This is a genomic window from Bacterioplanes sanyensis (assembly GCF_014652515.1).
In the GTDB taxonomy this organism is placed as follows: Bacteria; Pseudomonadota; Gammaproteobacteria; order Pseudomonadales; family Oceanobacteraceae; genus Bacterioplanes; species Bacterioplanes sanyensis.
Genome location: NZ_BMYY01000005.1, coordinates 136920 through 160028, shown reverse-complemented (window position 1 = coordinate 160028; position 23109 = coordinate 136920). Strand labels below are relative to the sequence as shown.

The 23109-nt window shown below is 53.4% G+C and carries 17 protein-coding genes; 10 read left to right on the top strand and 7 right to left on the bottom strand.

Annotated features, from left to right (window positions below; translation table 11 throughout):
* Nucleotides 1–39: 39 nt before the first annotated feature.
* Nucleotides 40–1272 (top strand): MFS transporter, encoded by a 1233-nt coding sequence (locus IE090_RS09775; protein WP_189388186.1) that lies wholly within the window; start codon nt 40–42, stop codon nt 1270–1272.
* Here the strand turns inward: IE090_RS09775 and IE090_RS09770 are convergent.
* Nucleotides 1256–2068, bottom strand: a complete 813-nt coding sequence (locus IE090_RS09770; protein ID WP_189388185.1) for a flagellin — start codon at nt 2066–2068, stop codon at nt 1256–1258. The genes IE090_RS09775 and IE090_RS09770 overlap by 17 nt on opposite strands.
* Before the next feature lie 362 nt (nt 2069–2430).
* Between IE090_RS09770 and IE090_RS09765 the strand changes: the two genes are divergently transcribed.
* Nucleotides 2431–3978 carry an ATP-binding cassette domain-containing protein gene (locus tag IE090_RS09765; protein WP_189388184.1) on the top strand — a complete coding sequence of 516 codons (1548 nt, stop codon included), beginning with the start codon at nt 2431–2433 and terminating at the stop codon, nt 3976–3978.
* A 227-nt stretch (nt 3979–4205) separates the two neighbouring features.
* On the top strand, nt 4206–5018 hold the full coding sequence (locus IE090_RS09760) for an alpha/beta fold hydrolase (protein ID WP_189388183.1): 813 nt from the start codon (nt 4206–4208) through the stop codon (nt 5016–5018).
* On the opposite strand, the gene IE090_RS09755 is transcribed toward IE090_RS09760, so the two are convergent.
* Both IE090_RS09755 and IE090_RS09750 read right to left on the bottom strand, forming a co-directional pair.
* Nucleotides 4995–6173 (bottom strand): DUF3570 domain-containing protein, encoded by a 1179-nt coding sequence (locus IE090_RS09755; protein ID WP_189388182.1) that lies wholly within the window; start codon nt 6171–6173, stop codon nt 4995–4997. The two genes, IE090_RS09760 and IE090_RS09755, sit on opposite strands and share 24 nt — an antisense overlap.
* Before the next feature lie 12 nt (nt 6174–6185).
* Entirely contained in the window at nt 6186–10295 is a 4110-nt protein-coding gene (locus tag IE090_RS09750) for a sensor domain-containing protein (RefSeq protein ID WP_189388181.1), read from the bottom strand.
* A 230-nt stretch (nt 10296–10525) separates the two neighbouring features.
* Between IE090_RS09750 and ettA the strand changes: the two genes are divergently transcribed.
* The 4 genes from ettA to moeA all read left to right on the top strand — a co-directional run bounded on the left by ettA (nt 10526) and on the right by moeA (nt 14646).
* The gene (gene ettA / locus IE090_RS09745) at nt 10526–12187 is read left to right on the top strand and encodes an energy-dependent translational throttle protein EttA (protein WP_189388180.1); all 1662 of its coding nucleotides are present in this window, start codon (nt 10526–10528) and stop codon (nt 12185–12187) included.
* A 145-nt stretch (nt 12188–12332) separates the two neighbouring features.
* A complete protein-coding gene (locus tag IE090_RS09740) occupies nt 12333–12686 on the top strand; it encodes a PilZ domain-containing protein (protein WP_189388179.1) in 354 nt (117 codons plus the stop codon).
* 75 nt (nt 12687–12761) lie between these two features.
* Nucleotides 12762–13430 carry a fumarylacetoacetate hydrolase family protein gene (locus tag IE090_RS09735; RefSeq protein ID WP_189388178.1) on the top strand — a complete coding sequence of 223 codons (669 nt, stop codon included), beginning with the start codon at nt 12762–12764 and terminating at the stop codon, nt 13428–13430.
* Nucleotides 13417–14646 carry a molybdopterin molybdotransferase MoeA gene (gene moeA, locus IE090_RS09730; RefSeq protein WP_189388177.1) on the top strand — a complete coding sequence of 410 codons (1230 nt, stop codon included), beginning with the start codon at nt 13417–13419 and terminating at the stop codon, nt 14644–14646. Before IE090_RS09735 ends, moeA begins: the two co-directional genes overlap by 14 nt.
* A gap of 91 nt (nt 14647–14737) precedes the next feature.
* On the opposite strand, the gene ssb is transcribed toward moeA, so the two are convergent.
* On the bottom strand, nt 14738–15415 hold the full coding sequence (gene ssb / locus IE090_RS09725; RefSeq protein WP_189388176.1) for a single-stranded DNA-binding protein: 678 nt from the start codon (nt 15413–15415) through the stop codon (nt 14738–14740).
* Nucleotides 15416–15435: 20 nt separating this feature from the next.
* Nucleotides 15436–16809: an MFS transporter gene (locus tag IE090_RS09720; RefSeq protein WP_229815664.1), complete on the bottom strand. Its 1374-nt coding sequence runs from the start codon at nt 16807–16809 to the stop codon at nt 15436–15438.
* 539 nt (nt 16810–17348) lie between these two features.
* Here IE090_RS09720 and IE090_RS17995 point away from each other — a divergent pair.
* The 3 genes from IE090_RS17995 to IE090_RS09705 all read left to right on the top strand — a co-directional run bounded on the left by IE090_RS17995 (nt 17349) and on the right by IE090_RS09705 (nt 21480).
* Nucleotides 17349–18026, top strand: a complete 678-nt coding sequence (locus tag IE090_RS17995) for a LuxR C-terminal-related transcriptional regulator (protein WP_189388175.1) — start codon at nt 17349–17351, stop codon at nt 18024–18026.
* 68 nt (nt 18027–18094) lie between these two features.
* Nucleotides 18095–20920, top strand: a complete 2826-nt coding sequence (gene uvrA, locus IE090_RS09710) for an excinuclease ABC subunit UvrA (protein ID WP_189388174.1) — start codon at nt 18095–18097, stop codon at nt 20918–20920.
* Nucleotides 20917–21480 (top strand): tRNA-uridine aminocarboxypropyltransferase, encoded by a 564-nt coding sequence (locus IE090_RS09705; protein ID WP_189388173.1) that lies wholly within the window; start codon nt 20917–20919, stop codon nt 21478–21480. Before uvrA ends, IE090_RS09705 begins: the two co-directional genes overlap by 4 nt.
* A gap of 14 nt (nt 21481–21494) precedes the next feature.
* Here IE090_RS09705 and IE090_RS09700 read toward each other — a convergent pair whose 3' ends face one another.
* Together IE090_RS09700 and IE090_RS09695 are read right to left on the bottom strand one after the other, a co-directional pair.
* Nucleotides 21495–21920: a type 2 periplasmic-binding domain-containing protein gene (locus tag IE090_RS09700; protein WP_189388172.1), complete on the bottom strand. Its 426-nt coding sequence runs from the start codon at nt 21918–21920 to the stop codon at nt 21495–21497.
* 13 nt (nt 21921–21933) lie between these two features.
* A complete protein-coding gene (locus IE090_RS09695; RefSeq protein WP_189388171.1) occupies nt 21934–23055 on the bottom strand; it encodes a hypothetical protein in 1122 nt (373 codons plus the stop codon).
* Between the last annotated feature and the right edge of the window lie 54 nt (nt 23056–23109).

Genomic DNA, 23109 nt, shown 5'->3' with positions numbered 1-23109 from the left:
CTAAGCTGGCGGCCTGATTTTTTACTGCACGTTATTGCCATGGCCGCTTCTTCATCGCTCGCTCGCTCGTCCTCTTTCTGGCCGCTAACCCTAGCCTTGGGGCTAGGCTCCTTTGTGGTGTTTACCAACCTCTACATCACGCAGCCGATGCTGCCTTACATGGTGAAGCACTTTGGGGTGACGCCTTTGCTGGCAGGTCAGAGTTTTACCTTTGCCACGGCAACACTGGCACTGTCGCTATTAATTTTCGGGCCTTTGTCAGATGTGTTCGGCCGTAAACGCTTGATGATGGCATCGACGGTGGCAGCCGTGAGTTGCACGCTGGCCCTGGCTTGGGTCGATGATTTGCACAGTTTGCTGGTATGGCGGGCATTGCAAGGAGTTTTTCTCGCCGGGCTGCCGGCCATAGCCTTGGCCTACCTGCGCGAGCAGCTGGCGGCGGGCGAGTTTCGCACCGCGGTGGGCGTTTACATCAGCGCCAACTCTCTGGGGGGGATTGGTGGGCGCTTGATCGGCGGTTTTTTGATTGAGCATTTTACCCTCAGCCAGTCATTTTTAATGATGGCGGCGCTCAGTGTGTTGTTGTTGATTCCCGTTATGGTGTTGTTGCCAGCCTCTCCCGCGGTTAATGGCCCGCGTCGCTTGCCAAGGCCAAAGGCCGTGGCCGCCAACATTGCCTCGCATTTGGGCAATCCAACCTTGCGCTGGGCCTATATCATTGGCGGCCTTAACTTTTTCGTGTTTGTGAATCAGTTCAGTTACGCCACGTTTCGGCTATCGAAGGAGCCTTATGCGCTGGCACCCTCAGCATTGGGCATGCTGTTTTTAACTTACTTGTCTGGCACCTTGGGGGCGGCCTGGAGCGGGCGCTGGTTCCGGCGCTTAACGCCTCCTCAAGTCATGCTACTCGGCATAGTGCTGCTGATGCTGGGGTCTTTAGTGACCCTGGCAGAATCACTGTGGGTGATTGTGATTGGCTTTTTAATCAATACGTTGGGGTTCTTTATTGCCCATGCCAATGCCAGTGGTTGGGTGAGCCGGCAAGCCGAGCATACGCCGGCGACGGCATCGTCGGTTTATTTAGTCTGTTATTACCTAGGGGCCAGCACCGGTGGTTATTATCTGGACCCATTTTGGCGCCAATTTGGCTGGTCTGGCGTGGTGATGGCCTCTTGGCTGGTGTTAGCCATCACCGCCTGGTGTGCTTGGCAGCTACAGCGTGTGGAGCAACAGCGTTTAGAACAACAAAGGTGGGCTAATCGAGCAGCCTAAGCACTTGTTCGGAGGAAGCGTTGGCCTGAGCCTGGCTGCTAATTTGCGCCTGCTGCAAGATCTGGTCTTTTAACCGTTCAGATACCGATTGGGCTAAATCTGCATCTTCAATGCGGCTGCGCGCAGCTTGGCTGGTTTCATTTTGCTGACTCAGGTTATCTAGGCTGGCGTCGATGCGGTTGCTAACGGCGCCCAACTCGCTGCGTCGGGCGCCCAAGCTTTGCTGCAGTTCGTTTAGGCTGCTGAGATCGGCGGCGCTGTCGGGGCTGGTAAAATCCAAACCTGCCAAAGTTTCTTCGACTTCACTGGCTAAGGTATTGGCGCTCAGGGTGATGGCATCGTCTTCGCCGCTGCCTAGCTGAAAGCGCAAGTCTTGAGGGCTTTCTTGGTTTTGATTCTGGCGCTGAAAGAGGTCGCGGCCATTAAACTGGGTTTGACTCAGGGTATCGCTAATTTGGGAACGTATTTGATCGGCCTCGGCTGCCAATGCCTCGCGGTCAGACTCGTTTAAGATGCCGTTGCCCTGTTGCAATGCAAGCTCTTGCAAACGCTGCACGCCGTCACTAATGCCTGCTAAAGCACCGTCCTCGGTTTGAATCAGTGATTGCGCATCGACGGCGTTGCGTTGTGCCTGTTGGTTGGCATTAATGTTGGACGTGAGGCGGGTGGCAATGGCCAAGCCTGCGGCGTCATCGGCAGCACTGTTGATGCGCTTACCGGAAGCCAGTTGCTGCTGGCTATCGCTGGGCTGGGGCGAGCTGGCCGGAATAAACGAGTTGGGTTGAATAGAGACCATGATGCCTCCCGCAGACAAAGGTGAATTGCTAGTGTCCTGAGTCAGAAGTTCGCATATTTTCAGAGTGAACGGAAAGCGCTAGTACAAGGCGCTCTTCTGACTCAGGACACTAGGTTAGCGCTGCCGCTCGGCCATTGGCTAGTGGAGCATGCGCAAAGTCAGGTAGCTGTTAGCCTTGTAATAGCGCCCTATTATCCAGCGATGCCCTTGATTTAACGAAAATTGATATGGCAATATTCCCGCTCCTACCAACAACGTGAGTGCTTTTAGTCCGATGATTTTATAACCCAAACCCGCATTCCAACTTCAATGCATTAAAGCGTTGCATGTCATCAGCATGCCCGCCTGTTTGGGAAATCATTTTGACTAACATTCAACTTCACGAGTTCGACGTGCGCCCGCCCACGGGCGAAGCGTTATTTGAACCCATTACTTTCAGCTTTGAGCAGAAATTTTATGCGCTGACAGGCAGCAATGGTGCGGGTAAATCGTTACTGCTGGCGGCCATGGCGCAGCGTATCGACTGCCATCAAGGCCTACTGACGTGGCACCAAGCTTGGCATTATCTACCGCAATGGGCGATATCTCAGGCTGATTCTGTGCAACAAGCTTTAATGGCGGGTAACCCGCGCTTGGCGGCACACATCACAGCATTGGAGCGGCTGCAAAGTGGCACTGGCACGCCCGAAGACATTGTGACCATTGATGATGACTGGGGCTTGCTGGAGCGATTGAACGACGCCATGCCCAGTGGTCAAAACATAGCGGATAACTGGCGCCATTTAAGCGGTGGTGAGCGCATGCAAAACGTGCTGGCGGTGTTGATGTCATTGCCAGCATTCTTGCTATTGGATGAGCCTGCCAACCACCTCGATCTGGTGCATCGACAGCAACTCATTCAGGCGCTTCAACGTCACAGTTTTGGAGCGCTGGTGGTTACCCATGACCCGCTATTGCTGGCGCAAGCCGATGTTATTTTGCATTTGGACCGCTCTGGTCTGAATTATTTCAGTCAAGGCTTTGATGCCTATCAGCGCGAGTTGCACAGCCAAAGCCAGCAGCAGTTGGAACAGTCATTACAGTGGAAAAAACGCCAGCAGCAATTAAAAAAGATGCGCCAACAAGCGCTGGAAAAGTCTCAGCAGCGCGCTTCTCGCGGCAAACAGCAAGTACGCGATGGCAGCCAAGGAAAAGCACTGGCGGATTTTCGTGCTCGTCGTGCCAGTCAAGCATTGGGTCAATTAAATCGACGTTACAGCCAACGCCAGCAGCAGTTGGAGCAGAATAAAGTTTTAGAGCCCTCGAAATTAGGTAATCGCTTATACACTCAGCCCAGCGAGTGTCGCGACAGCGTTTGGCTGAGCCAGGTGCTGCTGCCCAATGTGCAACAACTGCCCATCACTCTGTCGTTAGAGCCTGGGCGGCGCATTTGGCTGCGCGGCAATAATGGCAGCGGTAAGAGCACATTGTTGGAGTGTATTGCCGGCGTGAAACAGTTTTCGGCGGGGGAATGGCGCTTGCCTAAACACACATTATTGTTGGATCAGTACGCCAGTTTGTTACCGCACAATGTCAGTGTCATTGACTTTCTTCAGTGCGCTTTGACTCAGTATGAAACTGCAGAGCTTTATACCTTGCTGGCGGGCATTGGCATCGATTTTCAGCGTGCCCAACTTGATGTGTGTCATCTCAGTGGCGGTGAAAAAATGAAGCTCACCTTGTTGCTGACCCATGAAAAGGACAGCGTTTTATTGCTGGATGAACCGGATAATCACCTGGATTTAGTCAGCCAAAACGACTTGATTGATTGGCTCAATCAATTGGGCCATGCCTTTATTATTGTTACCCATAACGAATATTTGGCTAGCAAGATCGAGCGGCTGGAAGCATTTACGCTGATGACTCAATAGTCAGCATAATGCGGTTGAGGCAGCGGTCTTTAAAGGCAGCGATGGTTGCCCGTGGGCAGGATAAACCGGGTTATAACACTTGGTAGCAGTTCACTAACCACCAAGCGCTTTTATGTAACAAAGTGTTCTACTCAGTGATTCTTCTAATAAGTGAAATGTCAGCATTGACGCTACGGCTCAGTCACGTATAAAGCGCGCTGTTTATAGCGATAGTAGTGACATAGTTGATGTTCAGTTCACAGTTACCGGAATTTGTCCGCGGTCCACTGGTTCTTTTTATTCATGGCGCCTTGGCCGATGCGCGTATGTGGCAGCCTCACTTGAAGGCCATGCAGGATCATCAGGCCTTTGCCGTGACCTTGCGCCATTTCGGCGAGCACGGCCAGGAGCATCAAGGTGAATTTGGTATTAATCAACACGGCCAAGATTTGCTGGACTGGCTTAAGGCCTTGCCCTGTGGGGTGCAAGTGCATTTGGTCGGTTGGTCGTACGGTGCGGATGTGGTGCTGGCGGCCCTGACTCAACAACCCGACAATGTTGCCTCTGCCTACCTGTATGAGCCCGGTTACCCCGGCTATTTGAATAGAGAGGCCATGGCGGCCTTTATGCAGGATGCCGAAGTCATGTTTGATCCGGTTCTGCCGCATTTGGAGCAGGGGCAAATCGACAAGGCCGTCGCTACTTTAATGGACGGTTCTGCGCAGCTGCCTGGCTACTTTCAGCGCCAGCCGCAAGCGCTGCGTCAGCAGCAGTTGGACAATGCCCACACTTTGGTGCAGCAAATGCAGCAAGCGCCAGCTTCGGGGTTAACTGCGGCCCAACTGGCGAACGTCAGCGTGCGGGTCACGGTAGCGATGGGCGACCGTAGCCGGGCTTTGTTCCAGCAGGTGAGTCAAGCTGCAGCGGCACAGTTGCCAGAGGCGGACTTGCAGGTGATCAACGGCGGTCATTTATGGCCATTGGAGCAACCTGAAGCCATGGCCGCCAGCGTTAGTAAGCACGTGCAGCAGGTGTTGTCAGTAGCGGTAGAGAACGCCTAGCGACAGCAACTGATAGTTCACCAAGGTCGGGGCTTCGGCGGCGTCCTTGCCGGCCGGGCCCCATTGCTCTCGGCTTTCGTAGCGGCTCCAATCCAAGCTCACTGTGGTTGGGGCCAGCTTTACATCGAATCCTAAGCCCAGTTGCAGCGCACCATAGGCCGACAAGCGCGCATCGCTGCTTTGCGCTGACGTCGCTTGGTTGGCCGTTAGCGAATAAAACTCTGCCTCGCTTTGTTGATAGCCGCGCAGCGCGATACGCCAGCGCAGGTAGGGGGTGACATCCTGCAGCCAGCGCCCTTCGAGGCTATGTGAAGAAACCTCCCAGTCATCTTGGTAGTAGCGGTAGTCCCAGTGCAGAGCGCTGCGCCAATGCGGCACATACATGCGGTACAACAGATGGATGCTGTGGCCCAAGCGCTCATCGGGGCGGCGGTCGAGGGTACGGTAGGGGTCGGTTAAAAAGCCATCGTCAAACTGTTGTGCCAGTGTCACTTGTAGGGTTTCGTAGCGATTGATTACCTGACTGACCCCTGCATACAGTTCGTGCTGCTGGCGCGTGGCATTATCTGCCAGCGGACGCTGGTTGGCGGCCATGGCGTTGGTGGCGCTGAGGGTTGTGTTATCACGGCGATAACCGGCGCTGATAACCGTATTGCCCTGATTAAACAGCAGTTCACCACGCATGCCGAAGCCTCGAGCATCGCAGCCGTCTTCATTATTTTGGCTGTAGCTGCCCCCTACTCTGATTTGGTTAAACTGCCGGCTAAGGCCAACGCGTAAATAGCGACGGCGATCCTCAAGGCGAGCGCTGCTCATGATGACTTCACTCTGACCGGCATCGTTGCGATAGGTTTGGCGTACCAGCGCGCCGTCGCTGTCTTCTAGTCGGGCATTCGCTTGCAGTTGCCAGTGTGCGGCCAGTTGTTGCCGCCAGTGTAGCTGGTGGGCTTGGTAGTGCTCGCCATCAGAGCGGCCGCTGACGACGCGATTCGCCGGAACCCCGGCCTGCTGGTAACTGCTATAACGGTAGCCAACTTCGTTTGCGGCACTGAGCTGATCGCTGTGGTAAGGCGTTGCAGCCGCCAGTGGGCAGGCGATGAGTGTTGTGAGTAAACAGGCTAAGCCTAGCGGGTACCAACCCCTGCGCTGGGACATAAACTCTCCTGATTAGAACAGTGTCTGATCATCGATGTGGGCATGCAGTTGTTCCAGCAATTCTTGTTCCGGCACTGGGCGGCTAAAGAAGAAGCCCTGCAGCAGCTCGCACTCGGCAGCGGCCAAAAACCGATATTGAGCATCGGTTTCGACGCCTTCAGCGATGACACGCATGCCAAGGTTATGGGCCATGGCAATGATGGTGCGAGTAATTTGCGCATCGTTGCGGTTGTCAGGCAGGTGCTGAATAAAGCTGCGGTCAATTTTCAGGCTATCGACGGGGAACTGCTTTAAATAGTTGAGCGAGGAGTAGCCGGTGCCGAAGTCATCAATGGCGGTGTGTACCCCAAGCGCGCGCAGGCCGCGCAACACCGCTAGGGTGTGATCTAGGTCGTCAATCAGCACACTTTCCGTGAGCTCGAGTTCTAGCTGCTCTGGGCAAATGCCGGTGGTGTTCAAAATATCGTGCACCATATCGACGAAGTCTTGTTGCCGGAACTGACGCGCCGATACGTTAACGGCCATATGCTGCAGCTGGCTCAAGCCTTGTTGCTGCCAGCGGGCAAAGGTGAGGCAAGCCTGTTCCAGTACCCAGCGGCCAATGGGAATGATCAGCCCGGTGTCTTCCATAATGGGAATAAATACGCCAGGAGAAACCAAGCCTTTGCGGGGGTGATGCCAGCGCAGTAAGGCCTCTACGCCCTGCACCGCGCCGCCGTCGCTGATGTGCTGTGGCTGAAAGAATAACTCCAGCTCTTGTCGCTCTAAGGCGTGGCGCAGATCGTTTTCTAGCTCCAGCAGTTCTACCGCTTTTTGGTTCATTTGGGCGTCATAAAACTGCACATTGTCGCGGCCCATGTCCTTGGCGTGATACATCGCCAAATCGGCATTTTTCAGCAGTTCAATCACACTGTTGCCATCGTGTGGGTAAATGGAAATGCCGATGCTGGCGCTGATAAAGACCTCGCGCTGCCCCAGAAGATAGGGTTGGTGAAGGGCGTGTAAAATACGCTCACCCACTTTGATGGCGGTATCGGCAGCGCTGTCACTGTTGCCTTGTTGACCGATGGCAACGGTGAACTCATCACCGCCCATGCGAGCGATAACATCCTGTTTTTTAATGCATTTTTTTAATCGCTGAGCCACTTCCTTTAATACCTGATCGCCCGCCGGATGGCCCATGGAGTCATTGATGGGTTTGAACCGGTCTAGGTCGATAAACAGCAGCGCCGCCGATTGCCCATGTTGATCACTTTGGCGCAACAGCTGCTCAACGTGCTCGTGCATTTGACTGCGATTCGGCAAGCCCGTCAGTGGGTCGTAATAAGCCAGCCGATGAATGCGTTCTTCTGCAACTTTGCGCTCGGTGATGTCCGACATAATGATGATCAGGCTTTGTACTTGCTGCTCCTGGTCGCGAATGGCGCTGACCCCGGCCCAGCCAATGCGGTTTTCACCGTTTTGGCATTGATAGGTGATTTCGCCTTGCCAATAGCCATCCACCACTAAGGCATCGCCCACTTCTTGGTAAAACGCCGGACTGTGGTGTTCAGGTGACATTAAAAAATCGGGTGTCTTGCCAATCACTTGTGCTTGCTCAAAGCCCGTAATGTCGGTGAAGGCTTGGTTTATGCTAGCGATGTTCATTTGTCGGTCGGTGATCAGAATCGCTTCATTGCTGCTCTGGAACACCTCGGCGGCGAGTTTTAGCTCTTGCTCAATTTTGCGTGCTTCGGTCACATCACGACAAAGCCCCATAAAGCCTTGCAAATCACCTTGGTCGTTCCACAACAGACTGATGGTCAGCTCCAGTTCGACGGTCTGCCCTTGTTTGCTGGTGGCCATCATGTCGCGGCTGATTTGAATGTCGCGGCGCTGGGCACTGGCTGGGTCGCGCAGGGCGATATTGAGGTGCTTGCGCAGAGTGTGCATCAATTGCCGCAACTCGGAGCGAGTGAAAATGACCCCTAGGCCCTCGCGCATCAATTCATCCGGTTTATAGCCTAACAGGCGTTCGACGGAGGAGCTGATAAAGCTCATGCCCAGATCCGCGTCCGTGGCCCAAATGATGTCACTCATGTTTTCTGCCAGCAGTCGGTAGCGACGCTCACTTTCGACGATGCGTTCTTGTTTTTCGAGATCCTCAGTGACGTCGCGTGCGGTGCCGATGTAGCGCGTTACTCGCCCTTCGTCGTTCAGCAAAAACGGGGTGTCGCTAAACTTAATCAGGCGGGTGCTGCCGTCGTAATGGTGAAAGCGGGCAACGCTGGTGTGAGTGCTGCCCATGTTCAGTTGGCTGAGTGCTGTAATTTCCTGCTGCAATGAGGGCAAGTCTTCGGTGTGAGCATAGTCCTGCCAGCGGGGGAGTGCGGCGGTATGGGGATAGCCCAGCAGCTCGCCCATTGAGCGGTTCTTAAACACAACTTGTTGTCTCAAGTCATCGGTCAGATCGATCACGTACACCAAATCAGGCAAGGCCGCCATGACGGTTGACCAAAATGCTTCGCGCTGGCGGATTTCTTCGTGGGCACGTTTTTGCTCGGTAATGTCGATCAAGGTGACTAACACCTGGCCGGTGGTGCCAGAGCGAAAGCTAAGGGTGGCCCACAGAGCCAGTTGTTGACCGCGAAAATCTTTCATCTGCAGCTCAAACTCAGTGGCACTGAGGTCGAGTGCCCGCGCTCTGACCAGTGAGCGTTCTAGCTCTAGGCGGTGTGCTCCGAGTAAGCGATGGTAGTCGCGAATCAATTGAGCTTTATCTTGGGCGGCGAACATCTGCACCGCGGCTTGATTGACGTTCACTAAGGTGACCGCTCGCAAATCACCGTCAAAGCGGCTGATGTCCAGCAGGCAATGCGCCACGCCAGCTTCTTCGAACAAGGTTTTGTAGCGGCTACGACTGTCTGCCAGTGCTTCGGTTGCTTTGATTTGCTCGGTGATGTCGCGTAACAGCCACACCACACCACTGATGTCGGTATCGTCATACAGCAGGCTGAATGCTTGGTCGTAGATGCGGCGTTGTTGCTGATGATAGACATGTAAGGGCCGTATCGCTGCTTCTAATGACTCTAGTTCTTCCATCGCCATGCCACGGTTCCACAGCGCTTCAGCATCAGGCCATAGCTCCGACAGCTTGGCACCTCGCGCTTGCGGGTGGCCCAAGGCATTAAGCAGACTTTGCGCCTTAGGGTTTAGATAATCGATCACGCCCTGCTGATTGGTAGAGATCAATGCTTCATCAATGGCCATCAGTGCACGGTCGGCGCGCATTTCTGATTCCCGTCGCTGTAGCTCTAGACGTTGCGCCCGCGCTTCTTGATGGCGTAAATAGCGCCACAGCAAATAGGCCAGTACGGCAAATACAGCCAGCAGAAAAAAAGGTCCACGGCTGCGCTGCCACCATTGCTGTTGCAATTGCTGTGCGACGGGCAGGGCGGCGATGTCCCATGGCGTGTGTGCCAGTGGCTGGCGCCCCAGCAGGCGTTGTTGCTCATCCTCACTCAAGGTAGGCTGCTGGTCACTGTTGGCGTAGTAGTTTTCACGAATGGCGATGCTGTTGTGTCGCCGATCAATCAGCATTAACTCAAAGCCATCAAAGCCACCTTCAAAAATGGTGGCAGAGAGTTGGCTATAGGCGCGCCTGACCAAAAAGTGATAGCGCTGCCCTTGGTGTTCAAACGGGGTGTATATATAGAAACCACCACTCTGGCCATAGCGCAGGGCAAAAATGGTGGCGTGATCACGAAAACCTTCCATTTCTGCTTGTAAATCCGCTAGCTCACGTTGATGCAATACCTGCCCTAAGCGGGTTGCTAGCGTGAGGTCCTCATGTAGCAAAAAGAAGCCTGTGTAGTTGAAAATGGCTTGCCGCAGGCTATGTTCCAACTGCTGACGCTGTTGTTCCGACGGTGCTTGTGCGAAGCCTACCAGCAGGTCAGCATGGCTAAGAGTAAACAGGGTATTGGTATGTAGGCTGGCTTTGGCCAATAGGCCGGTTTGTTCGGCGTAATTGTGCAGAGTGTGTTGAATGTCTTGTTCAAGACGTTGCTGATCAAGGCGCCATTGCTGATAAGCATTTATCGCGAGTACCCCAGCGAGAAAAAAGAAACTGAGTAAAAACAAAGGGGTTCGAAGAAATCCGGTGCTATTACTAGGCCGCGGCTGTGGGCGATGGAACGCATGTGAGGGCATGATCATTTGTTGTTATCGCTATTCCGCCAGTGATAGTCAGGTGCCGTACTCGCTGTGAATGGCAGCACTAAGATGCCATATAATGTGCCACCATAACCGGGTTTGCTTATCACCCGCGTTTTCAGTAGTTTGGCCGCCAATTGAGACAGAGGTAAATGAGTATGGCCCAATACGTATTCACAATGAACCGCTTAGGCAAAGTGGTTCCGCCCAAGCGCCAGATTTTGCGCGATATTTCCTTGTCCTTCTTCCCTGGCGCCAAAATTGGCGTGTTGGGTTTGAACGGTGCAGGTAAGTCGACTTTGCTGCGCATTATGGCCGGCGTTGATACCGAGTTTGTGGGGGAAGCACGCCCACAGCCAGATTTGAACATTGGTTACTTGCCACAAGAGCCCGAGCTCGATCCAACTAAAGATGTGAAAGGCAACGTTGAAGATGGCTTGGCCGATCTGGTCAATGCCAAAGCTGAGTTGGATCAGGTGTACGCCGCTTATGCTGAGCCGGATGCCGACTTTGACGCTTTGGCGAAGCGCCAAGGTGAGTTAGAGGCTTTGATTGAAACCGCAGGCGGCCATGACCTAGATCGACAAATGGAAATCGCTGCCGATGCGCTGCGTCTGCCACCTTGGGATGCCGACGTCACCAAACTGTCTGGTGGTGAGCGCCGCCGAGTGGCGCTGTGTCGTTTGCTGATGTCTAAGCCAGATATGTTGCTGTTAGACGAGCCGACCAACCACCTGGATGCAGAATCCGTGGGCTGGCTGGAAAAATTCCTGGAAGAGTACCCAGGCACTGTGGTAGCCATTACCCACGATCGCTATTTCCTCGACAACTGTGCCGAATGGATTTTGGAGCTGGACCGTGGCCACGGCATTCCTTATCAGGGCAACTACACCAACTGGCTGGAACAGAAAGAAAAGCGCTTAGAGCAAGAGAAGAAAGAGCAGGAAGCGCACACCAAGGCCATCAAACACGAACTGGAGTGGGTGCGCCAGGGCGCTAAAGGCCGTCAAAGCAAGAGCAAGGCACGCTTGGCTCGTTTTGAAGAAATGAACTCACGTGAGTTCCAAACTCGTAACGAAACCAACGAAATCTACATTCCACCTGGCCCACGCTTGGGCGACAAGGTCATCGAGTTCCACAACGTCACCAAATCGTTCGGTGATCGTGTGTTGATCGATGACTTGAGCTTTAATGTCCCTGCGGGCGCTATCGTTGGCATTATCGGTGGTAATGGTGCGGGTAAGTCCACCCTGTTCCGCATGATTGCTGGCACAGAGCAGCCAGATTCCGGCGAAGTAGTGCTGGGCGAAACGGTGAAAATGGCGTTTGTCGAGCAGCTGCGTGAAGAGTTGGATGACAGCAAAACCGTATGGGAATCCATTTCTGATGGCCTAGATATGCTCAATATCAATGGCAAAGAGTACCCCAGCCGCGCTTACATCGGCCGCTTTAACTTCAAAGGCGGTGATCAACAAAAACGTGTGGGCGAGTTATCGGGGGGTGAGCGTGGCCGTTTGCAGCTGGCTTATACCTTAAAACAGGGCGCCAACGTATTGTTGCTGGATGAACCGTCCAATGACTTGGATGTAGAAACTCTGCGTGCACTGGAAGAGGCCATTGATGCCTTCCCGGGTACCGTGATGGTGGTGTCTCACGACCGCTGGTTCCTGGACCGCATCGCCACACATATTCTGGCCTATGAGGGCGACTCCAAGGTGACCTTCTTTGAAGGTAATTACACCGAGTACGAAGCCGATCGTAAAAAACGTTTGGGGGCCGATGCGGCTCCAAAGCGGATGAAGTACAAGCGACTGGCGTAATCATGACAGCGGCCCGTTAACAACGGGCCGTTTTTTATGCAGCTCCTTTTTATTCCACGCCGACGTTGCTGCGAAGAAACAGGGATTTATTCAGAGCAGGGTAACTTCGGCTATGCTGTAGCAAAGTCTCAGGAGAACGCCAACCATGGAAAAGCGGCATTTTCAACGCGTCAGCTTTCTGCAGCCGGTGCAGATACAGCATGCTAGCGGCACGTTTGAATCACAATGTTTGGATATCAGCCTTAAGGGCATATTGCTGGTATGCCCAGAGGGTAGCAACTGGCAGCCCGGAGATGAGCTGACCGTGACTCTAGTTTTATCTGAGTTAGAAAGCATCGATATGATTTGCACCTTAGTGCACTGTCACGGGGATGTGATGGGCTGTCAGTGTGATAGCCTCGATCTCGATAGCATGACAGCCTTGCGTCGCCTGTTGGAGCTGAATCTGCAAGACCCCGAGGAGGTGCACCGTGAACTGGCCGATTTGATTCACGCCTAAAGTCAGATCATCATAATGCCGGACGGCTGCGCAGTGGTAGTGGCCGCATTTAGCGCAGACCTGAAGGAGGCGATCATGCTGTATGCGCAATTAGAGGGCCAGGCATTTTCTGAGCCCATTGGCAAAATTGTCTGTGTTGGGCGCAACTACGCCGACCACGCCGCCGAGTTGAATAATCCAGTTCCTGATTCTCCACTGTTGTTTATCAAACCCGGCTGCTGCGCCGTCAACGTAACCTCCGATTTTACCATTCCGACCGAGCAGGGTGAGGTTCACCACGAGTTAGAAATTGCCTTGCTGATGGGGGAAACGCCGCACAAGGATGACGACATCGTTAGTGCCATTGCTGGGGTTGGCTTGGCTCTAGATTTAACCTTGCGTGATGTACAGCAACAACTAAAAAGTAAGGGGCACCCGTGGGAGCGCGCCAAAGCCTTTGCTGGCGCCTGCCCGCTGACGGAGTTTGTCGCTGCAGAACAAGTAGAGGACTGGCAAGCACTGACCTTGAGCCTGCACCGCAATGGCCAGCTGCAACAGCACGGCTGCAGTCGTGACATGTTGTTTCCCATCGAGCACCTGCTAAGCGACATTCATTCCGCCTTTGGTTTGCAAGCCGGTGACGTGGTACTCACTGGTACGCCTGCAGGTGTGGGGCCTTTAGCGGTAGGGGATGAGTTGCTGCTCAGCTTAAATAATTGGTTGGAAGTACCTTTGCGAGTGGGAGCTCAGCATGAGTCTTTGTGACCAGCCTGGCTTAACTCCGCTCGAGCAGGCCCTGGCTCATTTGGCCGAGCGCGTCAGCGTGGTTGCGGGTGTTGAAAAGCTGACTCTGCTGCACGCTGATGGTCGGGTGTTGAGTGAAGACATCGTGAGCCCAGTGGATGTGCCTCCAACCGATAACTCAGCGATGGACGGTTTTGCTTTGCATGGCGAGGGCTCCAGTTGGAATGTGGTCGGCGAGGCATTGGCTGGGCACCCTTACATGGGGCCGCCGCTGCAGCCTGGTCAATGCATTCGCATTATGACGGGTGCCAGCCTTCCTAAAGGGGCCGATCGTGTGGTCATGCAAGAATACGCTGAGCTACAAGATGCAACGCTGCAAGTGCAACAAATACCGGGCAGCGGTGACAATATTCGGCGCCAGGCTGGCGATATTCGCCAAGGCAGTAAGTTACTGACGGCCGGGACGCGACTAGGACCGGCGGAACTGGGCCTGCTTGCCAGCGTCGGTGTTACACATGTGAGTGTGATACGGCGTCCTGTGGCTGCTGTATTTTCGACCGGTGATGAGTTAGCTGAAGCCGGTCAGCAGCTAGGCGCAGGTCAAATCTACGACAGCAATGCCATCATGGTGGTCACTTTGCTGCAGCGCATGGGCTGTGAGGTACTGAACCTTGGGCGAGTGGCTGATGACGAAGCCGCTTTGCAGCAACTATTGGCCGAGGCCGATTTAAAGGCGGATCTGGTGGTGACGTCTGGCGGTGTGTCTGTGGGGGAAGCGGACTATACCCGTCGTGTGGTAGAAGCCATGGGAGAACTTGAGCTTTGGCGTTTGGCGATTAAACCCGGCAAGCCGTTTGCCTTTGGGCGCCTACAAAACAGCTGGTTTATGGGATTGCCGGGTAACCCGGTATCTGCCTTGGTGACTTTGCATCAACTGGGGGCGGAAGTCGTGCGTTTACTTAGCGGCGCCAGCCCTCATGAGCGAGTGCGCCTGCCAGCCACTGCAGCCGAAGACATCGTCAAGACCCCAGGGCGGTTGGACTTTCAGCGCGGGGTGTATTGGCTCAGTGCTGATGGCGTTCAGGCCAAAGCTTTGCCAAGACAAAATTCTCAGGTATTGAGTGCGGTGGCAGAGGCCAATTGCTATATCGTACTAGAGCAGGAGCGTGGCTCGGTGATTGCCGGCGAGACAATTGTTGTTGAACCTTTCGACGGCTCATTGCGCGGTATGTGCTGATAGCCTAAATAACCTATCTGCGGGCTGACTTTCTTTCAGCCCGCGTTAAGTGGCAGCGATGCAACTGGATCGCTGCCTCCTTTTGCCGTTGTTAAAACGGAATATCGTCGTCAAAGTCGTCAAAGTTATTGCTGGGCTGCGGCGCCTGTTGAGGCTGCTGCGGTTGCTGATACCCAGGTTGTGGAGCGGGTTGTTGTTGTGGCGGCTGCTGCATGGGCTGTTGCTGTTGCGGCGCATGTTGTGGTGCCGGCTGCTGCTGATAGCCCTGCTGCGGTGCAGACGTCATCGGCGCCTGCTGCTGCGGCTGTTGTGGTGGCTGTTGTTGAGGCTGTTGATAGCCACCCTGGCCCATCGGTTGATTCATACCCGGGTTGTTCATTCCACCCATGGGCTGGGCCATGCCTTGGTTGCCGTAGCCACCGCCGTTGTTATCGCCACGGCTGTCTAGCATCATCATGTCGTTGGCGATGATTTCCGTGGTGTAGCGCTTAACGCCGTCTTTTTCCCATTCACGAGTTCTTAGCTTGCCTTCAAAGTAGGCGCGAGAGCCTTTCTTCAAGTATTGCTGAATGATCTCGGCCAACTTGCCATATACCGTGATGCGGTGCCATTCGGTCTGCTCGACTTTTTGTCCGGTTTGCTTATCGTTATAACTCTCGTCGGTTGCCAAGCTAAGATTGGCAACGGCATTACCGTTGGGCATGTAACGGACTTCTGGGTCTCGTCCCAGGGTTCCGATTAATGTCACTTTGTTTACGCTGCGACCCATGTTTGGCTCCTGCTTGTTCGCTAGGCCACTGCCTGAGCGGGGTTGATAATGGTATGCGCGGTGGATGCGTCGAACTCGTCCGCACTGATTTTAAGGTAAACAGCCTGCTCGTCAGCCAACCAGGTGACATCTGCGACCCCGGCCAGTTGCTGTAATGCCACCAGTTGTTGTGGTGTCAGTGACTGATGGCAGCTCAAGCGCATGCTGGTTAAGTGACGGGGAGCCTGTGTACAGGCGATGATACTTGACCAAGCTAGCACCAGCAGAGCCAAGGTCACAAATAGAGTGCTGCTGCCATACGACGCCAGCACCAAACCGCCTAGGCTACCGCCGAGGAAAGCGCCAAGAAACTGCATGCTGGAGTAAATGCCCATGGCGCTGCCTTTGGCACCTGCTGGGGCGATTTTACTGAGCCACGAAGGCAAGCTAGCTTCCATCAAATTAAAGCCCCAGAAGTACATCAGCATCAGCGCGGCCCAATGCCAAACCTGGTTGGCAAGTGCCATCATCAGTAGGCTAAGCGCAATCACTATAGCGCCAATGATGACAACGCTTTTCATTTGTCGGCGCTTTTCAGCAATGATGATAAAGGGCACCATCAGCACAAATGCTGCTAACAGTACGGGCAGATATAGCCACGCATGATGATGGCTGCCAATACCAGCTTCAACAAGTTGCAGCGGTATGGCCACAAAAATAGCAACCATGAGGGCATGCAGTAAAAAAATGCCTAGGTTCAACGGCCATAGTGATGTATTGGCAAGTTGCCGCTTCACTTCTGGCCAGGCGGCACTGGCATCGCGATGCTGCAGACGCGGGGGGGATGGCACTAACCAAGCGGTAATGACGATACCAGTGACGGCCAGTGCCGCGGTTAAAGCAAAAATGGCTTGCAGGCCACCGATGGACGCCAACCAAGGGCCAGCTACCAAAGCCACGGAAAAAGATAAGCCAATGCTCGCCCCGATGGAGGCCATGGCTTTCATGCGATGCTGCTCGTGGGTTAGATCCGTCACCAAAGCCATAATGGCACTGGCAATGGCGCCGGCTCCTTGCAATGCTCGGCCAACAATGATGCCGTAAACTGACTCGGCACCAGCGGCAATAACGCTACCAGCGCTAAACAATACTAACCCGCCAATAATGACAGGCTTGCGCCCGATGCGATCGGATAGGGTACCGGCTGGAATCTGAAGCAGTGCTTGCGTCAGCCCGTATACACCCATTGCCAACCCCAGCAGCGCTGGGCTGGCACCTGCTAGCTGCTGGCCTTCTACCATCATCACAGGCAAGACCATAAACAAGCCCAGCATGCGCATGGCATACAGTGAGGCGAGCGAGGCGACGGCGCGGCGCTCTGCGCTTGGCATGTGTTCGGAGGCAGTGGATGACACGTTGCTTAATCCAGTGGTGCAGAAAGGCGGCAAGTGTACCAGTAATGGGGGGTGTGGATGAACCTAAGCAACTTTTGAATCATTGGGCACAGCTTAGGGGAAGTGCTGCTGGCGTTTCGAACATTACGCTTATCATTGGAGGTAGCCAGCTCTTTTAAACACCGCCAACACCGCTGTGACGGCTTGTCATGGGCACGCCAAGTTTTCTGGGCTGTGATCGTGGTTCCATGAACAACTAGGCACCAGAGCCACTCGTCTACGCCGTAACCCTGGACCGTCTAGTGATGCAGAGCGACCACAAGTCATTCAATGACAGCTCACGGCTTAATGACAAAAGCCGGATTTTTGTGGTTTTTTCTGGCAAGGTGCAATTGTGCCATTTTTGCGGCTGTCCTGTTTAGACGCTGGAATTTTCAAGTACGTGACTTAAACTCAGAAATCTGGCGGATAGCCCGCTAGTACGTAAGCAGTTTTAGCGCGTAGACAAATGGACACAGCAGCTACACTGGTCGTGCTGCGCTACCTGAAAGGAGCAAATTATGGATAAAACAACGCGTCTGCCGGGTCGTAGGATCATTTTGTTCGGCCAACAGAATTTGCAGAACTCGATTCTGATCGGCTTTATTCATCAGCGTACTAACATCGATTGCCAGCTGGTAAATCATTTGAGTTGGAATCACCAGTGGAATGAATATCCATGCGAAACGCTGGCCTTGATCGACAGCGACGCCGGACGGTTGGAACGAGTGCAGGATTTACTTGAGCAAATTCACGAGCAGCCATTTAACCCTCATGTGGCATTGTTCAATGTCCCTCATCAAGACCCATTAGAGCGCATGATCGCTTGGCCTAACGTCAACGGACTATTTTATCGCGATACCTCACAACAGCAGCTGAGTAAGGGCATTGTCGGAGTGTTCAGTGGAGAGTGTTGGTTGCCACGACAGTTAATGGCTAACTACCTGAGCCGCCATCGTCATAAGCCAAAGCGCATGAGCCCTTGTGCCAGCAAGCTGACCAAGCGCGAAAAGCAGATTTTGCAGTTAACCGCTACTGGCGCCACCAATACGGAAATTGCTGATCAGTTGAATGTTAGTATGCATACAGTCAAAACCCATATTTATAACTTGTTTAAGAAAATTGGCGCCAGTAATCGCATTCAGGCGGTGAACTGGGCACAGGAAAATATGGACGAGCTGTTGCGTGATCGTGCCTGATCAGGCCTTGTAGATGCGGGACGCTGCCCTACAATGGTCAGCCTTGTTTTGTCGGCTGATCAGCATCTATGAAAAGCATTCAGGTTCGCGGTGCCCGTACGCACAATCTCAAAAATCTTGATATCGACATTCCACGTGATCAGTTAGTGGTGATCACGGGACTCAGTGGCTCGGGAAAGTCTTCTTTAGCATTCGATACCCTGTATGCTGAAGGACAGCGTCGATATGTGGAGTCGCTATCGACCTATGCTCGGCAGTTTTTGTCGATGATGGAAAAGCCTGACGTCGATTTGATTGAAGGTCTATCGCCAGCCATTTCCATCGAGCAAAAGTCCACTTCTCATAACCCACGCTCGACTGTGGGTACCGTCACTGAAATCTACGACTACCTGCGCCTGTTATTTGCCCGAGTCGGTACGCCACGCTGTCCAGATCATGACGTCACCCTTGAGGCCCAAACCGTTAGTCAGATGGTGGATACCATCATGGATTTACCCGACGGCGGTAAATATATGATTTTGGCGCCTATGGTGCGTGATCGCAAAGGTGAGCACTTGCATGTGTTTGAAAGCTTGCGCTCGCAAGGTTTTATCCGTGCACGCATCGATGGCGTGGTGTGTGATCTGGATGACGTTCCTGATTTGGACAAGCGCCGCAAACACAGCATTGAGGTAGTGGTCGACCGTTTTCGCTTGAAAGAAGGCATTGAACAGCGCTTGTCAGAATCACTGGAAACCTGCTTGGAGCTCAGCAATGGTTTGGCGTTGGTGGCATCGATGGATGACGATGCAAGCGAGCCCTTGTTATTTTCTTCACAGTTCAGTTGCCCTCATTGTGGCTACAGCTTGTCGGAACTTGAGCCGCGTTTGTTTTCATTTAACAACCCGGCTGGGGCGTGTACCAGCTGTGATGGTCTAGGCGTAAAGCAGTACTTTGACCCAGAACGCGTGGTGCAGGACCCCAGCTTAACCCTGGCTGAGGGCGCGATTCGAGGTTGGGATCGCCGCAGTGTGTACTACTTTCAGATGCTGACTTCCGTCGCTGAGCACTATGGTTTTTCTATCGATAAACCCTTCGCCAAGCTGACCAAAAAACAGCAAGAGCGGCTGCTGCAAGGTAGTGGCGAAGAAGTCATTACTTTTAGTTATGTCAACTCGCGTGGCGATACCATTCATAAAAAACACCCCTTTGAAGGGGTGTTGCCGAATCTTGAGCGGCGCTACCGTGAGACAGATTCGCAAATGGTGCGCGACGAGCTCTCCAAATATTTGAGCGTGCAACCTTGCCCTGCTTGTGAAGGCTCGCGTCTGCGCACGGAAGCGCGGCACGTATTTGTGGGTGATAAAACCATTCACGCTTGCACCGCTATGCCCGTTGAGGAAGCGTTTGAGTATTTTGGGCAGTTGCACTTGAGTGGTCATCGCGGAGAAATTGCAGAAAAGATTCTTAAAGAAATCCGAGATCGCTTACGTTTTTTGGTCAACGTTGGCTTGGATTATCTGACCCTCAATCGCAGCTCCGATACCTTGTCGGGGGGCGAGGCGCAGCGCATTCGACTGGCTTCGCAAATCGGCGCAGGCCTGGTGGGTGTGATGTATATCTTGGATGAGCCCTCCATTGGCCTGCATCAGCGCGATAATGATCGTTTGCTCAATACCCTGTTTGATTTACGCGATTTGGGCAACACTGTACTGGTGGTTGAGCACGATGAAGATGCCATCCGCAGTGCAGATTATTTGATTGATATCGGCCCGGGCGCCGGAGTGCACGGCGGTGAGGTTGTGGCTCAAGGTACGCCTAAGCAGGTGATGAAAAACAAGAACTCGGTTACCGGCCAATACTTATCCGGTAAGCGTTCAATCGCCGTACCGAGCGAGCGTACGCCAATTAACCCAGAGCGCCAGTTGACCCTAACGGGCGCGTGCGGCAATAACCTGAATCAGGTTGATTTGACCATTCCTTTGGGGTTGATGACCTGCGTAACCGGTGTGTCGGGATCGGGTAAGTCGACCTTGATTAACCGAACGCTTTACCCATTGGCTGCGACGGCACTCAATGGTGCGACCACTTTGAAAGCATCGCCGCATACTCAGTGTGATGGCTTGCAATGGTTAGATAAAGTAGTCGATATCGATCAAAGCCCGATTGGGCGCACGCCACGTTCCAACCCGGCTACTTATACCGGCATTTTCACTCCCATCCGCGAATTATTTGCTGGTACGCAAGAAGCTCGATCACGTGGTTATAAAGCCGGTCGTTTCTCGTTTAACGTCAAGGGTGGGCGCTGTGAGGCCTGTCAGGGCGATGGTGTGATCAAGGTTGAAATGCACTTCTTGGCTGACATTTATGTGCCTTGCGATGTGTGTAAGGGCAAACGCTACAACCGTGAAACCCTGGATATTCGCTACAAAGGTCGCAATATTCACGAAGTGTTGGAGATGACGGTAGAAGACGCGCGCGAGTTTTTTGACGCCATACCTGCAGTGGCGCGCAAGCTGCAGACCTTGATGGATGTCGGCCTTAGTTACATCAAGTTGGGGCAGGCCGCGACGACGCTATCGGGCGGTGAGGCGCAGCGGGTGAAGCTGGCAAAAGAGTTATCCAAGCGTGATACCGGTAACACGCTCTATATTCTGGATGAGCCCACCACGGGGCTGCATTTCCAAGATATTGAACTGCTGTTGTCGGTATTGCATCGGTTGCGTGACCATGGCAATACCGTGGTGGTGATTGAGCATAATCTCGATGTCATTAAGACCGCTGATTGGATCGTCGACTTGGGTCCAGAGGGCGGCTCTAAAGGCGGAGATATCATAGCCACGGGTACGCCGGAGGATGTTGCGGCCATGGAACACTCCCATACCGGACGTTTTTTACGGCCATTATTGTCGTGAGTCGCGCTAAGTGTAAACAGTGTCAGCGGCCGCTGAAAAGCTGTGTATGTGATGCACTGCATCCGTGTCGCAGTGAGCGGCCGCTGACCATATGGCAGGATCCAACAGAAGCCAAGCATCCATTATCGACGGCGCGGCTGCTGCATTTGAGTGTGCAGCCTAGTCGCTTATTGGTGGCTGATACTTTATCTCATCAGGATATGTTTCCGCAGGGGCTGGAGGGCGTCGCTTTGTTGTACCCGTTGCCAAATGCGGAGCCGCTCGATTGGCAAGGAGCCCAATCGGTTACTGAGTTACTGGTTTTAGATGGCACGTGGCGTAAGGTGCGGCGGCTGTTGCATCTAAACCCTTGGCTGCTGCAGTTGCCTTGTATTCGCCTGCAGCCACAGCAAAGCAGCCAGTATCGGGTAAGGAAGTCTCCCAGAGAAGATGGCTTATCAACGCTGGAAGCCACAGCTCAGTGCTTAGCTTGGTTGGAGCAAGATGACAGTTTTCTGAACATGTTAGCGGTGCAGCAGCGGCTAGTGGCGATACAAGAGCAGTATCAGCCGCAGCGCTAAGCACTGCGGCTGGGTCAGTTAAAGCGATACACGACTTTCACTGAGTCATCGACGACGCTGTTGTCGACATAGCCCAACAAGTTTGGATTGTTGGCGATCAGGCTTTTAACGTCGCTGTCGCTACCGGACTCTTTGGGTGGAGTGCCTTTGCCAGTGAAGATCAGGCGTGACCAATACGCTTTTAATTGGCTTGCGCTTTTTTCAAGCACTTGGTCGTTAAACGCTTCGCGGCTGGCACTGCCTTCATTTTGATCGAGTGGAATTGCTTGGCTACCGTCTGGGAATGAACTGGCTTTACCGAGAAATATTCGCGTAATGGTATTTTTATCCAGGCTGTTGTTAGTGTTGTTGGCGCTAACAATAACGACATGCTCGGCATGGGCTAAGTAACTGGCAGTCAGGCAGTAAAAAACAATCGATGACAGAATAACGGCTCGCATGGTGGCACTCCTTTCAGAACACTAAGCTCATACCCAAGTTGTAGAGCAAGCCAGAGTCACCGGCTTGGCCATTTACCAGTTCCTCATCATGGTGCTGGATATCCAGCTTCAGTGCTGTACTGCTGTCATAGTCGTAGCGTACGCCGGCGATGACGCTGGTTTCTTTATATTCTGCCAATTGTTGAATGCTGCCTACGGTACCGGATTCGGTAGCATCTTCCGCTTGGGCGTAGGTCAGGTGCAGAGTGAAGGCATTTATGCGGCGCGCAGCACTGACCAATAGGGCGCTGTCATCCAAGATGGCAGCCGTTGTTTGATCCAACTTGGTCCACTCGGCAATCAACACCGAAGTGCCATTGTCGTAGGACAAGGATGCTTGATAGAACTTCACGGTATCGTTGTCGGCTACAAAGTCTTTACCTACGCCTGCGAGGGTAGCGGCGGCAGCCAAATTGTCGAGCGCGCGTCCGTTAGGCCCAGCATTTAGTGGATTGATGTCCATGGTTAAGTCGGCTTGGTGGTAGCTGATGCGGCCAGACAGGCTGTTATGGCTCAGGCTAAAAACGAGTCCACCGGCACGTTTTAGTTCAACGTTGTACTGATCTCCAACAAAGGTTAAATCGTCTTGGTAACGACCGGAGTAAAGCTGGATCAGGCCATCTGTGCTGCCCAATGTAAAGCGCTGGCTTATATCAACACCATTGATAGAGGATAGGGCGTCTAGTCGGTAGACCAAGGAGGGTGGGGTAACCCAATGATAGGCGTAGCCGACTTCGAGAAAGTCTGAGTAATAAAAAAATGGGGTGCGTAGGCGTCCGGCACGAACATCTGTATTGTCGCTGGCGGCATAAGTCAGATAGGCCCAGGATGCTTGCGTATCAAAGTTTTGGCTGCCTCGGGAGATCAGCTGAACCGTAGCTGAGGTGGAGCTATTAACTTGTTTCGCCATTTGCAGGCCGACCAAGGTGTCTTGGTCAAACTTGATGCCATCGTCATAGCCATCCTGACTAATGTCATCGGTCGATAAGTGGCCAGCAGTAATGTTCATAAAGCCATTGATTCGCAAATCGTCTGCCGCCGCCATGGGGACAAGAGTTAAGCTCGCAAGGGCAATGGCTGATAATCGCAGGGTCATCTGAGTTACCTCCGGAGGCTAGTGTTATCAAACTAGACTAGGTCGGAGAAAGTT

Bases quoted from the DNA above. Each gene is read 5' to 3' on its own strand.
- IE090_RS09775 (WP_189388186.1), top strand. From the start codon at position 40: ATGGCCGCTTCTTCATCGCTCGCTCGCTCGTCCTCTTTCTGGCCGCTA.
- moeA (WP_189388177.1), top strand. From the start codon at position 13,417: ATGAGTCTTTGTGACCAGCCTGGCTTAACTCCGCTCGAGCAGGCCCTG.
- IE090_RS09770 (WP_189388185.1), bottom strand. From the start codon at position 2,068: ATGGTCTCTATTCAACCCAACTCGTTTATTCCGGCCAGCTCGCCCCAG.
- IE090_RS09735 (WP_189388178.1), top strand. From the start codon at position 12,762: ATGCTGTATGCGCAATTAGAGGGCCAGGCATTTTCTGAGCCCATTGGC.
- IE090_RS09740 (WP_189388179.1), top strand. From the start codon at position 12,333: ATGGAAAAGCGGCATTTTCAACGCGTCAGCTTTCTGCAGCCGGTGCAG.
- IE090_RS09695 (WP_189388171.1), bottom strand. From the start codon at position 23,055: ATGACCCTGCGATTATCAGCCATTGCCCTTGCGAGCTTAACTCTTGTC.
- IE090_RS09700 (WP_189388172.1), bottom strand. From the start codon at position 21,920: ATGCGAGCCGTTATTCTGTCATCGATTGTTTTTTACTGCCTGACTGCC.
- ssb (WP_189388176.1), bottom strand. From the start codon at position 15,415: ATGGGTCGCAGCGTAAACAAAGTGACATTAATCGGAACCCTGGGACGA.
- ettA (WP_189388180.1), top strand. From the start codon at position 10,526: ATGGCCCAATACGTATTCACAATGAACCGCTTAGGCAAAGTGGTTCCG.
- IE090_RS09755 (WP_189388182.1), bottom strand. From the start codon at position 6,173: ATGTCCCAGCGCAGGGGTTGGTACCCGCTAGGCTTAGCCTGTTTACTC.
- IE090_RS09760 (WP_189388183.1), top strand. From the start codon at position 4,206: ATGTTCAGTTCACAGTTACCGGAATTTGTCCGCGGTCCACTGGTTCTT.
- IE090_RS17995 (WP_189388175.1), top strand. From the start codon at position 17,349: ATGGATAAAACAACGCGTCTGCCGGGTCGTAGGATCATTTTGTTCGGC.
- uvrA (WP_189388174.1), top strand. From the start codon at position 18,095: ATGAAAAGCATTCAGGTTCGCGGTGCCCGTACGCACAATCTCAAAAAT.